Source organism: Flavobacterium sp. HJ-32-4 (genome assembly GCF_022532105.1).
In the GTDB taxonomy this organism is placed as follows: Bacteria; Bacteroidota; Bacteroidia; order Flavobacteriales; family Flavobacteriaceae; genus Flavobacterium.
The window spans coordinates 1,228,273-1,241,497 of record NZ_CP092832.1; the positions used below are offsets into that span (position 1 = coordinate 1,228,273).

Here is a 13,225-nt window from a genome sequence, read left to right on the forward strand (position 1 = left end):
CTAATTAAATATTCAGGTACCGATCCAAATAATCCGACCGCTCCCGCAAATTGTTCAGGTAATTGTCTTCGTCATGGTGCGAAATCACCTCATAATCATAACGACGGAACGTCTGGATGATCTCGTTGATGCTTCCGGCACCGGTTTTCACCGTCGCCTGCACGGTGTCTACGGTCGCTTTCGAAACGAAACAGCCGAGCAGTCGGCCATTGTTGCCCTCCACGATCTGCACCACCTGCGCCATTGAGAAGTCGACCAGCGGTTTTTCCACGATGATGATACCGCCCGGTTCTTTCAAAAACGGCGTTTCGTTGAAGAAGCGAATGACTTCCGCCAGTTCATAATAGCCGACATATTGGTTCTTGTCGTCGAGCACCGGCGTGACATTGGTTTCGTTGCGTGCAAATACTTCCATCACGTCAAACCACGTCATGTTCGTACGGGCGAAGAAACCCTCCAATGCAAAACGGTAGTCGCCCGCCGTTTTCGTCAGGTCAAAGGTTTCGACGTCTTCACTGGCCAAACTGCCGATATACACGCCTTCTTCCGTTACCGGGAAGTGGGAAAATTCGACTTCAGCAAAAAAATCCTGCATGCTGCCCACCGTCTCACGGCTGTCGATCGGGCGGAAATCGCGGTTGATGAAATCCGTAATTTCACTCATGGTTCGTACTTTATGCATTGCAAAATAACCAATTTTGGCGCAACGGGCCGTCGTTTCCTTCGTAAATTTGTGCCGCCGTCACGCAATTAAACGCCATTATGACAAAACTTAGTGTCAATATCAACAAAATCGCCACCCTGCGGAACGCCCGCGGAGGCAATGTGCCCGACCTTTTGAAGGTCGCCGCCGATATCGAGCGGTTCGGTGCCCAGGGCATCACCGTCCATCCGCGGCCCGATGAGCGACACATCCGTTATCAGGATGCGCGCGACCTTAAGAAGGTTGTGTCCACCGAATTCAATATCGAAGGCAATCCGGACAAAAAGTTCATCGACCTCGTACTCGAAGTGCGTCCCGACCAGGTCACGCTTGTACCCGATCCGCCCGGGGCCATCACCTCGAACGCCGGTTGGGATACCCGCAAACACCGCGCCTTTCTCAGCGAAATGGTCGCCGAATTCAAACGAAATGGCATCCGTGTCTCGATTTTCGTCGACCCCGACCCCGATCAGGTGGAAGGAGCGGCGGAAACCGGCACCGATCGCGTAGAACTATATACGGAATCCTACGCCCATCAGTTTGGTCTGGGCAACCGCGAAGGCATCCGGCCGTATGTAGAAGCAGCCCATGCGGCGCAGCGCGTCGGGCTCGGACTCAACGCTGGTCACGACCTGAGTCTCGACAATGTGCAGTATTTCAAACAGCATATCCCCGGCCTGCTCGAGGTGTCGATCGGCCACGCACTGATTTCGGAAGCACTCTATTTCGGCCTCGACAACACCGTAAATATGTACCTGCAACGTTTGAAAGGGTAGGGCGTTCCCCTCGGCGGAAGACCCTCCGAGCCGGAACTCCCCACCGCCTCGGGTCGGGCTATCCGCTGTAGCTTTGCTCCGCGAAGCGGGTCGCAAAGGCTGCCGCTCCTATCCCTAACGCGGCGGTTCACAGTAGGCGCAGCTACTCTTACTACTAAACAATCACACGCTATGAACCTCCTCCATTCGAAAATAGAAGGCACCGGCCGTCCGCTCCTCATCCTGCACGGCTACCTCGGCATGTCCGACAACTGGAAATCACTCGCCCAACGCTTCGCCGCCGACGGTTTTCAGGTGCATGCCCTTGATTTGCGCAACCACGGTCGCAGTTTCCATTCCGATGAATTTACCTTTGACGCCATGGTGCAGGATGTGCTGGCCTATGCCGACGCCCACTCCCTGGCCCAGTTCGACATCATCGGCCATTCAATGGGAGGGAAGTTGGCCATGTTTTTGGCAACCACCCATCCCGATCGCATCGGCAGGCTCGTCGTGGCCGACATCGCCCCGCGGTATTACCGGCCGCACCACCAGGACATCATGGCCGGACTTAACGCCGTCGATTTTTCCCAAAAACCCGATCGCGCACAGGCCGAGGCCATGATTGAACCCCATATTCCCGATTTTGGTACCCGGCAGTTCATTATGAAAAGCCTGTATTGGGTCGAACCCGGACAACTCGGCTGGCGGTTCAACCTGCCCGTTTTCAACGAAAAAATCGACAACATCGGACAGGCGCTTCCTGACGACGCTACGTTCCAGGGGCCGACACTTTTCCTGAAAGGGGCCAATTCGCGCTACATCTCCGAACAGGATGTGGCCGATATCGGGCATCATTTCCCGGATTCCCAAATCGTCACCATCGCCAACGCCGGACACTGGCTGCATGCAGAGAACCCCAGAGACTTCTACGAAGCCTGCATCCGTTTTCTGAAGTAAATATTTAACTTTTTTTACGGTTTTCCCGTACCCCCGCTACCCCCGGAGGCGCTACCTTTAGACCTCAAAGGTTTTCAAAACCTTTGAGGTCTAAACCGCACGCCCACTCGAAAATTCGCCCGCAGCGGTTATGTCAAATTCGCTACATTAGCATCGAAATCAAGTTTTGTATCTATGCGTTTCCTGCTCAAACTTCTCCTCACTGCCGTCTTCATCATGGTCATCGGGCATTTCTTCCACCTGGTTGAGGTCCGCGATTCCAAAACAGCCATCATCGTCGCCCTGGTATTGGCCTTTCTTAACTCGATCGTAAAGCCGATACTGGTCATACTGACATTACCCGTAACGGTGGTGACACTCGGACTATTCCTGTTGATCATCAACGCCGCGATGGTCATGCTGACAGCCGAAATCGTCGGCCCCGCCTTCCATGTAAACGGTTGGACGTCGGCCCTGCTGTTCAGCCTGATGCTGTCGGTTTTCCAATACCTGGTGGAGAAGCTGATCAAGAAGAACGACAAATAGCACCCACCTCGCGCCTGCGTAATATGTAGTCGAATGGTGCGACGCTCGAAAAAATGTTGTACTTTTGCGCTCCGAAAATAAGACGCTAAAATACAGACAGATGAATATCACCCGTACCCATATCGACGCTTTGAACGCCGTGGTTACCATTGAATTGGAGAAGGCAGATTACGAGCCACAGGTTGAAAAAGTGTTGAAGAGTTATGTTAAAAACGCCAGTATTCCGGGCTTCCGTAAAGGTGCCGTCCCGATGAGCCTGGTGAAAAAGCAATACGGAAAGGCCGTCCTGGCAGAGGAAGTTAACAAACTGCTCCAGGAGAACCTGAACAAATACCTGACCGAAGAAAAACTCGATATCCTCGGCAATCCACTTCCGAAATTCAACGAGAACTTCACATGGGAAGACGAAACGTATTCATTCGACTTCGAATTGGGATTGTCTCCTGAATTCAACGTTGACCTCGGTGCCGCTAAAGGTGTCGTTCGCTATAAAATCACCGCCGACGACAAAATGCTCGACGAGCAGGTGCTGCGCATCCGTAAGCAATACGGCAAAATGAGCCAAAAAGAGGAGGTAGGCGCTGATGACGACCTGTCAGGTACGTTTACCAACACTGAAAAAGGAATCGAAAACCAGGCACGCTTCACCCTCGACGTTTTCAAAGACAAAAACACCGCGAAAGCGTTCATCGGGAAAAAAGTAGGCGACGTAGTCACGCTGAATACCAAAGGGCTGTTTCCGGATGACCACCAGTTGATGGAATACCTGAAAGTAAGCCACGACGATGTGCACGGACTCGACATCAACGTCGATTTCACCATTGAGTCGATTACGCATACAGAGCCGGCTGAACTGGATCAGGAGTTCTTCGACAAATTGTTCGGGGAAGGGAACGCCTCTTCCGTCGACGATATCAAAGCGCGTATCAAAGCGGACGCTGAAAACCAGTTCGAATCACAATCGAACCAGAAGTTCCTGAACGATGTGACCGAAGCATTGGTCGCTAACACGACTTTTGACCTTCCGGGCGACTTCCTCAAGAAGTGGTTGCAGCAGGCAGGCGAACAGCCGCTCACGGCCGCCCAGGCAGAAGAAGAATTTTCACGATCTGAAAAAGGACTCCGTTATCAATTGATCGAAGGCCGTATCATGGCACAACACAACCTGCAACTCACATTCGACGATCTGAAGTCGCACACTGCTGCCGTTATTCGTCGTCAGATGGCGCAGTTCGGACAAATGAATCCATCCGACGAAGATGTCGACGGAATCGTGGCGCGTGTGCTCTCCAACCAGGAGGAAGTACGCCGCCTGTCTGATCAGGTGATGGGTGAGAAAATGCTCAACCTCTACATCGAAAAGGTCGATGCCAAAGTAAAAGAAGTCACCTACGACCAGTTCGTAGCGGCTACCTACGGCGAGCACTAATCGGAAAATAGCTATCTTTGAGCGTCCGCGTCCCGGGCGCTCTTTTTTTTAATTGCTGTCGCCTTGTCAGTCCGTTTCGGATGGAATGCTTTTTGAGGACTTGCGGGGACTTCGTGAAAAAAAACAAAGAATCGAAGCAACCTTTTACCGATCATTTAACTCTTACCCACATGAACTACGGAAAAGAATTCAGGAAGTACGCCGTAAAACACCACGGTGTCAACTCTCTTTACTTTGACAAAATTACCGCGGCGATGACGCCCACCAATATGACGCCGTATATCATTGAGGAGCGTCAGATGAACATGACCGCCATGGACGTGTTCTCGCGCCTCATGATGGACCGCATCATCTTCCTCGGCACCGGTGTCGACGACCAGATCGCCAACATCATCCAGGCGCAGTTGCTCTTCCTCGAGAGCGTCGACGCGTCAAAAGACGTGCAGATCTACATCAATTCACCAGGCGGAAGCGTCTACGCGGGTCTTGGCATTTATGACACCATGCAGTACGTCCGTCCGGATGTCGCCACTATCTGTACGGGTATGGCCGCCTCTATGGGTGCCGTATTGCTTTGTGCGGGGGCAGCGGGCAAACGCTCGGCATTGCCGCATTCACGCGTCATGATCCACCAGCCATCAGGAGGCGCACAGGGCGTGGCTACCGATATGGAAATCAACCTGCGCGAAATGCTGAAACTGAAAGAAGAACTATACAAAATCATCGCCCAACACTCGGGTCAGTCGTACGACAAAGTACACGCCGACAGTGAGCGCGATTACTGGATGAAAGCCGATGAAGCCAAAGAATACGGCATGATCGACGAAGTCCTGAGACGATAAATCCAGGTTCTGGTCAACGGTTTACAAGGAACGTTTTTATAACACTCGCTCCCCAATTAGAACCCTCAACCCGGAACCCTCAACTGAAAAAGAATGGCGAAAGAAGTATTGGAATGTTCGTTCTGCGGAAGGAAAAAGCCTGAAACCAACCTGCTCATCGCGGGTATCAATGCCCATATCTGCGACTCCTGCATCGAGCAGGCGCATGGCATTGTCATTGAAGAACTGAAGTCCCGCGGCGGGACAAAAACCAACGGCGACCTGGTGCTGCGAAAGCCCAAGGAAATCCGTACGTTCCTTGATCAGTATGTGATCGGACAGGAGCAAACGAAAAAAGTACTTTCGGTAGCGGTTTACAACCACTACAAACGACTGACGCAGGCACCGTCTGCCGACGACGTCGAAATCGAAAAGAGCAACATCCTGATGGTCGGGCAAACCGGCACAGGGAAAACGCTCGTCGCCAAGACCATCGCCCGCATGCTCGACGTGCCTTTGGCGATTGTCGATGCCACCGTGCTCACCGAAGCCGGATACGTGGGCGAAGATGTCGAAAGCATCCTCACGCGCCTGCTACAGGCGGCCGACTATGACGTTGCCAAGGCCGAGCGGGGTATCGTCTTCATCGACGAAATCGACAAAATTGCCCGCAAAAGCGACAACCCATCCATCACCCGTGATGTATCAGGCGAAGGCGTACAGCAGGCGATGCTGAAACTGCTTGAAGGAACTGTCGTGAACGTACCACCAAAAGGCGGACGAAAGCACCCCGACCAGAAGTTCGTAGAGGTGAATACCCAAAACATCCTTTTCATCGCAGGCGGCGCTTTCGATGGCATCGACCGCATCATCTCCAAACGACTGAACCGTCAGGCGGTGGGATATGCGACGTCGCGTAGCAACGACCATATCGATAAAGACAACCTGTTGCAGTATATCACGCCGCGTGACGTACGTGATTTCGGACTCATCCCTGAAATCATCGGCCGACTGCCCGTCCTTACGCACATGGATCCACTCGACCGCGAGGCACTGCGTGCCATCCTGACCGAACCGAAGAACGCGTTGCTGAAACAATACGAGAAATTGTTCTCAATGGACGGCATCCAGTTTTCCATCACACCCGATGCACTCGACTTTATCGTAGACAAAGCACTTGAGTACAAACTCGGCGCTCGTGGACTCCGTTCTCTCTGCGAGGCCATCCTCACCGATGCGATGTACGACCTACCGGGCACCGACGAGAAAACACTCGACATCGATGTTAAGTACGCGAAGGAAACGCTCGACAAAAACCTGCTGAAGCGACTTGAGATTGCCTCATAAAAAAAAGAACCCGGTTATGCCGGGTTTTTTATTTGTATTTCAGGGGAAGATAAACCACTTTCTTCGTCTCAAAAAAATCCTCTTCGAAAAACCCGGGAATCGGGTATTCCACCGCTTTCGGAAAATCCCGCAATTCTGCTGAAAGATCGCCGCCTTTCAAATACAGGATGCCGTTGGGTAACGCGTGCCGGCTGTCTTTCTTTACCTTACCACGCACCCACGCCACAAAATCGGGCATATTCGTCACCGCACGGCTCACGATGAAGTCATACGACGCGGTCACGTTCTCGGCCCGCAATTGTTCCGCTTTTATGTTCTGCAAACCCAACGCATCGGCCACGGCCTGCACCACGCGTATCTTTTTCCCGATGACGTCGATCAGGTGAAAACGGGTCTCCGGAAAAAGGATTGCCAGCGGGATTCCCGGGAAACCACCACCCGTCCCTACGTCTAACACTGCGCTGCCCGGAAGGAAGGATTGCACACGGGCAATTGCCATCGAATGCAGCACGTGCCGCGTATACAGCTCCTCAATATCTTTGCGTGAAATCACATTGATTTTCGCATTCCAGTCGGCATACAAGGGGCCGAGTTGGGCGAATTGTTCGCGCTGCAACGGGGTCAGGTCGGGGAAGTAGTGAAGGAGGCGCTCCATTCCTTTATTTTTCACAAAAGTACAGAAATAGCCGCCGTTTTTTGCCGTTTTTGCACTGGTTTCCGCGGGCATAAAGTTGTAACTTTGGCGCGGACGTAACTACAACAAAATGACAACAGCAACCACTACAAAGAATCCGTTATCCGATCGTATCAACGAGCTCCAGACGTCGCAGACGCTCGCTATGGCGGCGTTGGCCCGCGAGCTCAAGGCACAGGGCAAAGACATTATCAGCCTCAGCCTCGGGGAACCGGATTTCAATACGCCCGATTTCATCAAAGAGGCCGCCAAAAAGGCCATCGACGAGAACTATTCGACCTATCCACCCGTTGATGGGTACGCCGAACTGAAAGAGGCCATCTGCCGGAAATTCAAACGCGATAATCATCTCGACTACAAACCGGCGAACATCGTCGTTTCCACCGGCGCCAAGCAATCGCTTTACAACGTGGCCCAGGCCATGATCAATCCCGGCGACGAGGTCATTCTTCCGGCGCCCTATTGGGTGAGCTACTACGAAATCATCCGCATGGCAGGCGGTATCCCGGTTGAGGTGCCTACGTCAGTAGAAACCGATTTCAAGATCACCGCCCAGCAACTCGAACAGGCCATCACGCCCAAAACCAAGATGGTGTGGTATTCGTCGCCCTGCAACCCGTCCGGTTCGGTCTACAGCCGCGACGAACTGGTGGCATTGGCAAACGTTCTCGAAAACCACCCGGATATCTACATCGTATCCGACGAAATCTACGAACACATCAACTTTACCGGTACCTACAGCAGCATCGCATCCATCCCCGGCATGTTCGATCGCACCATCACCGTAAACGGCGTGGCCAAAGCCTTCGCCATGACAGGCTGGCGTATCGGCTACATCGGTGCACCCGAGTTCATCGCGAAAGCCTGCACCAAAATGCAGGGGCAGGTGACCAGCGGCGCCAATTCCATCGCGCAGCGCGCCACCATCGCCGCAGTAGAAGCCGATCCGGTCGTATTGAAAGGCATGGTCGACGCCTTCCACCGCCGTCGCGACCTGGTGTCGGGCCTGATCCAGGAGATTCCCGGCTTCAAATGCAACATCCCGGAAGGCGCGTTCTACGTCTTCCCCGACGTCTCGTTTTATTTCGGTAAAACACTGCGCGGAAAAGAAATCGCCAACGCCGACGACTTCTCAATGTACCTCCTTGCCGAGGCCAACGTCGCGACCGTAACGGGCGATGCCTTCGGAAACCCGAACTGCATCCGTCTTTCCTATGCCACCAGCGACGAATTGCTCGTCGAGGCGCTGCGCCGCATCCGCGAAGCCGTCAGCTAAGGAAGTAAAAGAATGTGGGCGTGCCCCTGCGGGTCGGGCTCTCCGCACTCGCTATGCCCTCCGCAGGCTGCGGGCATGAGCTCAAACAATCGCTCCGATCCCTCACGCGGTAGCTTCGGCGCCGGAAATAGCGGTGGGTATTTGACCTTTAAAACACACAACACCACATGAAGAAGATTCTACTCCTCGGCTCGGGCGAACTGGGCAAAGAATTCGTCATCGCCGCCCAGCGGATCGGGCAATATGTCATTGCGGTCGACAGTTACGAGAACGCGCCGGCTATGCAGGTCGCACATGCCTACGAGGTAATCAATATGCTCGACGGGGCCGAACTTGATCGCATCGTCGCCAAACACCAACCTGATTATATCGTCCCCGAAATCGAGGCCATCCGTACCGAACGGTTTTATGACTATGAAGCCCAGGGCATCACGGTTGTGCCTTCCGCGAAAGCGGCGAATTTCACCATGAACCGCAAAGCGATCCGCGACCTGGCCGCCAAAGAACTCGGACTCAAGACGGCTTCCTATCGCTACGCCACCTCGGCAACCGAATTGCAGGAGGCGGTGGCGGAAGTCGGTATTCCCTGCGTGGTAAAGCCTTTGATGTCTTCCTCCGGAAAAGGACAATCGACTATAAAATCCGCCGATGACATCGAAAAAGCCTGGCAATACGCCGTCGAAGGTTCGCGTGGCGATGTCGTTGAAGTAATCGTCGAGGCATTCGTGAAGTTCAACTCAGAAATTACCCTGTTGACCGTCACCCAGAAAAACGGCCCGACGCTGTTCTGTGCGCCGATCGGCCACCGGCAGGAGCGGGGCGATTACCAGGAAAGCTGGCAGCCCGCGCTGGTTTCCGACAAAGATTTATACGTCGCACAGGATATGGCCGAAAAAGTAACCGAAGCCCTTGGCGGCGCCGGTTTGTTTGGTGTCGAGTTCTTCCTGGCCGATGACGGAGTATATTTCTCCGAACTGTCACCACGACCCCACGACACGGGCATGGTAACACTGGCCGGTACCCAGAATTTTTCCGAATTTGAATTGCACCTGCGCGCCATCCTGGGGCTTCCGATCGCCGGTATCGCACTCGAGAAAGTAGGCGCAAGTGCGGTAATCCTGGCCTCCGGGCATTCCGAAAAACCCGAATACAAAGGCATCGAAGCCATTGCGGCCCTTCCCAAAACCGACTTCCGGATTTTCGGCAAACCCACCACACGGCCCTATCGCCGGATGGGCGTGGCGTTGGTTTCCGACACCCTGGATACGCCGGTAGAAGAGGTCATCGAAAAAGCCAAGGCTGCCGCGGCACTCGTGACGGTCATCGGAGATTAAGCGGGAATCCGTACTTTTGCGGCTGAACCAACAGCAACCCACATGAAAGCATATGTATTTCCGGGCCAGGGTGCCCAGTTCACCGGAATGGGAAAGGAACTATACGAAACCTCGCCACTTGCCCGTGAACTTTTCGAGAAAGCCAACGATATCCTCGGCTTCCGCATCACCGATATCATGTTCGAAGGCACGGCCGAGCAACTCAAGGAAACAAAGGTGACCCAGCCGGCCGTCTTCCTGCATTCGGTTATCCTCGCCAAAACACTCGGCGATTTCCAACCCGATATGGTAGCCGGTCACTCGCTGGGCGAATTCTCGGCGCTCGTGGCCAACGGTACGCTTTCTTTCGAAGATGCCCTCCTTTTGGTCTCCAAGCGGGCGATGGCCATGCAAAAAGCCTGTGAAATTACGCCCTCCACCATGGCCGCTGTGCTCGGACTCGACGATAAAACCGTTGAGGATGTTTGCGCGTCGATTGACGGCGTAGTAGTCGCAGCCAACTATAACTGCCCCGGTCAGCTCGTTATTTCGGGCGAAACGACGGCGGTCGAGAAAGCCTGTGAAGCGTTGAAGGCCGCAGGAGCCAAACGGGCCCTGTTGCTTCCGGTAGGCGGTGCGTTCCACTCACCTATGATGGAACCGGCGCGGGAAGAACTGGCCGCTGCCATCGAAGCAACGACATTCCATACACCCTCTTGTCCGGTCTACCAGAATGTAACGGCAAGTGCGGTATCAGACCCAAACGAAATCAAGAAAAACCTGATCGTCCAATTGACGGCGCCGGTGCGGTGGACGCAGTCGGTGCAACAAATGGTGGCCGACGGCGCGACGCTCTTCACGGAGGTCGGACCGGGTAAGGTGCTCACCGGACTCATCGGGAAAATAGACAACACCGTGGCAACCGCCAACGCGTAAAAGGAACCGTCTCGAGAGAGGCGGTTTTTTTTTTGGAGAGAGAGGTGAGGGAAGAGAGGAAAGAGGGAAGAGGAGAAGGGTATTCTGGCGCCTTCTTAACTCCGGACTTTCTGCTCCCACTGCCACGCCGACGCAATAGCTTCGTCAAGCGAATGGCGGGCCGTCCAGCCCAGCACGTCGCGGGCTTTCGAGGTATCGGCGTAAGCTTCGGTGACATCGCCTTCCCGACGGGGTACGATCTTGTAAGGAAGTTTTTTTCCGGAAACGGTTTCGAATGATTGGATGACTTCCAGCACCGAACTTCCTTTTCCCGTGCCTAAATTGAAAACCTCCACCTTTTCGGTGTTGTGTTTTTCCAACAACCGTTGCAGTGCGGTGACGTGGGCTTCGGCCAAGTCGACGACATGAATGTAGTCCCTTACGCATGTGCCGTCCGAAGTAGGGTAATCGTTGCCAAAAACCGACAACTCCGCCCGAAGTCCCATCGCGGTTTGCGTAATGAAGGGCACGAGGTTTTGGGGCACGCCCAAGGGCAATTCGCCTATCGCGGCCGACGGATGCGCGCCTATCGGGTTGAAATAGCGCAGGAGGATGGCGTTCAAATGGGTTGCTTTGGCCGTATCGCGGATGATTTCTTCGCCGATTTGCTTGGTGTTGCCATACGGAGACAAGGCGGGTTGCACTGGCGCATCTTCCGTTATCGGCATTCGGGTCGCCTGTCCGTAAACGGTGCAGGATGAGCTGAAGATAAAGGGCGCGGTTTCTTTTTGAGTCAGTTCCTGTAAAAGATAAACCAGGGCTCCGACGTTGTTTTCGTAATACAACAAGGGCTTTTCAACGCTTTCACCCACGGCTTTCGACGCCGCAAAATGGATGATACCTGAGATGTCGTGTCTTTCAAACAAGGCTTTTACCGCGGCTTTGTCGCGCAGGTCGAGTTGTTCGAACACAGGCCGGCGTCCGGTGATGCTTTGGATGCCGTCCAGCACGGTTTCCGACGAATTCGAAAGATTGTCGACAATGATAACGTCGAATCCTTTTTCCTGTAAGGCAACAACGGTATGTGAGCCGATAAAGCCCAAGCCGCCAGTAACTAAAATACCCATAATCAGTGCTTAAGTAGGTAACGCGTCACCAGAAAGGCCACCGCGAAAACCACCACGAAGATAAGCAGCTGTTTGATCAGCGGGCCTTTTTCCCTACCAGTTGTTTCCTTCGGTGTCATTATCCCAGAAACGCAATCACGGTTGAGGTGATATAGGCCATCTGCTCATCGTCGATTTCGGTGTGCATCGGAAGTGAAATCACTTCTTTTACCAACTGGTTCGTCACCGGGAAATCTTCTTCCTTATAACGCGCATCGGCATAGGCTTTCTGGCTATGAAGCGGAATCGGGTAGTAGATCGCACACGGAATACCTTTTTCCACCAGATGCTGCATCAGCGCATCGCGGTCAGCGTCGATGATCCGAAGGGTGTATTGGTGGAATACGTGGTCGTCGCCGTTTTCGTCAAACGCCGGTGTCACGATTTTCGGATGTCCGGCAAAGGCCTTGTTATATGCCGCCGCCGCTTTCCGTCGTGCGGCGTTGTAGGCGTCGAGTTTGGGAAGTTTTACGTTGAGTACGCCAGCCTGGATGCTGTCGAGGCGCGAATTGACGCCCACCACATCATGGTGATAGCGCACATACATGCCGTGGTTCGCGATGCCGCGGATGGCATGGGCGAGGGCATCATCGTTGGTGAAGATGGCTCCACCGTCGCCGTAGCAACCGAGGTTCTTGGAAGGGAAGAACGACGTAGCGGCTACGTGTCCGATAGCACCCGCCCGGAATTTTTGTCCTTTGTAGGTACACATCGCCCCAATCGCCTGCGCGTTGTCTTCGATTACGAACAGGTTGTGTTCGGCAGCCAGGTCCATAATCGCTTCGATGTTGGCAGCACGACCGAAAAGGTGTACTGGCACGATGGCCTTCGTTTTCGGCGTAATCGCTTTCCGGATGGCGTCGATGGAAATGTTCATCGAGTCTTCCTCTACATCCACCAAAACCGGCGTCAATTGCAACAGGGCAATCACTTCAACGGTAGCGGCGAAGGTGAAGTCGGCCGTAATGACCTCGTCACCCGGTTGCAGGCCGAGGCCCATCATCGCGATCTGAAGGGCATCGGTTCCGTTGGCGCACGGGATGACGTGCTTCACGCCCAGGTAGTGTTCAAGGTTCTTCTGGAACTCTTGCACAAGGGGTCCGTTGATGTAGGTCGTCGTGTCGAGTACTTGTTGGATCGCGGCATCGACATCCGCTTTTATGTGGTCGTACTGCGTTTTGAGGTCGACCATTTGCAATTTTCTCATCGAAGTAGGTTTTAGGTTGCGGATGCATCCGCGAAAGCGCCACAAAAATAGCGATTTGCCGCCTGATGCCAATGCGATATCTGCAAAAGAGCCGTATTTTAGCGGCACAAATTC

The 13,225-nt window shown here is 53.8% G+C and carries 13 protein-coding genes; 9 read left to right on the plus strand and 4 right to left on the minus strand.

What is annotated here, in order from left to right:
* Window positions 1–4: 4 nt before the first annotated feature.
* Complete coding sequence (locus MKO97_RS04950; RefSeq protein ID WP_241104961.1) at window positions 5–664, minus strand: CBS domain-containing protein; 660 nt, start codon at window positions 662–664, stop codon at window positions 5–7.
* A 98-nt stretch (window positions 665–762) separates the two neighbouring features.
* Here MKO97_RS04950 and MKO97_RS04955 point away from each other — a divergent pair, with 98 nt between their 5' ends.
* The 6 genes from MKO97_RS04955 to clpX all read left to right on the plus strand — a co-directional run bounded on the left by MKO97_RS04955 (window position 763) and on the right by clpX (window position 6,540).
* Window positions 763–1,479, plus strand: coding sequence for a pyridoxine 5'-phosphate synthase (locus MKO97_RS04955; RefSeq protein WP_241104962.1), 717 nt, complete (start codon window positions 763–765; stop codon window positions 1,477–1,479).
* A 171-nt stretch (window positions 1,480–1,650) separates the two neighbouring features.
* The gene (locus MKO97_RS04960; RefSeq protein WP_241104963.1) at window positions 1,651–2,418 is read left to right on the plus strand and encodes an alpha/beta fold hydrolase; all 768 of its coding nucleotides are present in this window, start codon (window positions 1,651–1,653) and stop codon (window positions 2,416–2,418) included.
* A 174-nt stretch (window positions 2,419–2,592) separates the two neighbouring features.
* A complete protein-coding gene (locus tag MKO97_RS04965) occupies window positions 2,593–2,943 on the plus strand; it encodes a phage holin family protein (protein WP_241104964.1) in 351 nt (116 codons plus the stop codon).
* A 100-nt stretch (window positions 2,944–3,043) separates the two neighbouring features.
* Complete coding sequence (gene tig / locus MKO97_RS04970; protein WP_241104965.1) at window positions 3,044–4,372, plus strand: trigger factor; 1,329 nt, start codon at window positions 3,044–3,046, stop codon at window positions 4,370–4,372.
* A 170-nt stretch (window positions 4,373–4,542) separates the two neighbouring features.
* Complete coding sequence (gene clpP, locus MKO97_RS04975) at window positions 4,543–5,214, plus strand: ATP-dependent Clp endopeptidase proteolytic subunit ClpP (protein ID WP_241104966.1); 672 nt, start codon at window positions 4,543–4,545, stop codon at window positions 5,212–5,214.
* A gap of 93 nt (window positions 5,215–5,307) precedes the next feature.
* Window positions 5,308–6,540, plus strand: coding sequence for an ATP-dependent Clp protease ATP-binding subunit ClpX (clpX, locus tag MKO97_RS04980; protein WP_241104967.1), 1,233 nt, complete (start codon window positions 5,308–5,310; stop codon window positions 6,538–6,540).
* A 28-nt stretch (window positions 6,541–6,568) separates the two neighbouring features.
* Here clpX and rsmG read toward each other — a convergent pair whose 3' ends face one another.
* Window positions 6,569–7,195 (minus strand): 16S rRNA (guanine(527)-N(7))-methyltransferase RsmG, encoded by a 627-nt coding sequence (gene rsmG, locus MKO97_RS04985; protein ID WP_241104968.1) that lies wholly within the window; start codon window positions 7,193–7,195, stop codon window positions 6,569–6,571.
* Window positions 7,196–7,304: 109 nt separating this feature from the next.
* Between rsmG and MKO97_RS04990 the strand changes: the two genes are divergently transcribed.
* The 3 genes from MKO97_RS04990 to fabD all read left to right on the plus strand — a co-directional run bounded on the left by MKO97_RS04990 (window position 7,305) and on the right by fabD (window position 10,759).
* A complete protein-coding gene (locus MKO97_RS04990; protein WP_241104969.1) occupies window positions 7,305–8,510 on the plus strand; it encodes a pyridoxal phosphate-dependent aminotransferase in 1,206 nt (401 codons plus the stop codon).
* Between the two features lie 167 nt (window positions 8,511–8,677).
* Window positions 8,678–9,844 (plus strand): formate-dependent phosphoribosylglycinamide formyltransferase, encoded by a 1,167-nt coding sequence (gene purT / locus MKO97_RS04995; protein WP_241104970.1) that lies wholly within the window; start codon window positions 8,678–8,680, stop codon window positions 9,842–9,844.
* Window positions 9,845–9,886: 42 nt separating this feature from the next.
* Window positions 9,887–10,759, plus strand: a complete 873-nt coding sequence (fabD, locus tag MKO97_RS05000; RefSeq protein WP_241104971.1) for an ACP S-malonyltransferase — start codon at window positions 9,887–9,889, stop codon at window positions 10,757–10,759.
* Between the two features lie 95 nt (window positions 10,760–10,854).
* On the opposite strand, the gene galE is transcribed toward fabD, so the two are convergent.
* A complete protein-coding gene (gene galE, locus MKO97_RS05005) occupies window positions 10,855–11,865 on the minus strand; it encodes a UDP-glucose 4-epimerase GalE (protein WP_241104972.1) in 1,011 nt (336 codons plus the stop codon).
* Window positions 11,866–11,983: 118 nt separating this feature from the next.
* Complete coding sequence (locus MKO97_RS05010) at window positions 11,984–13,111, minus strand: DegT/DnrJ/EryC1/StrS aminotransferase family protein (protein ID WP_241104973.1); 1,128 nt, start codon at window positions 13,109–13,111, stop codon at window positions 11,984–11,986.
* Between the last annotated feature and the right edge of the window lie 114 nt (window positions 13,112–13,225).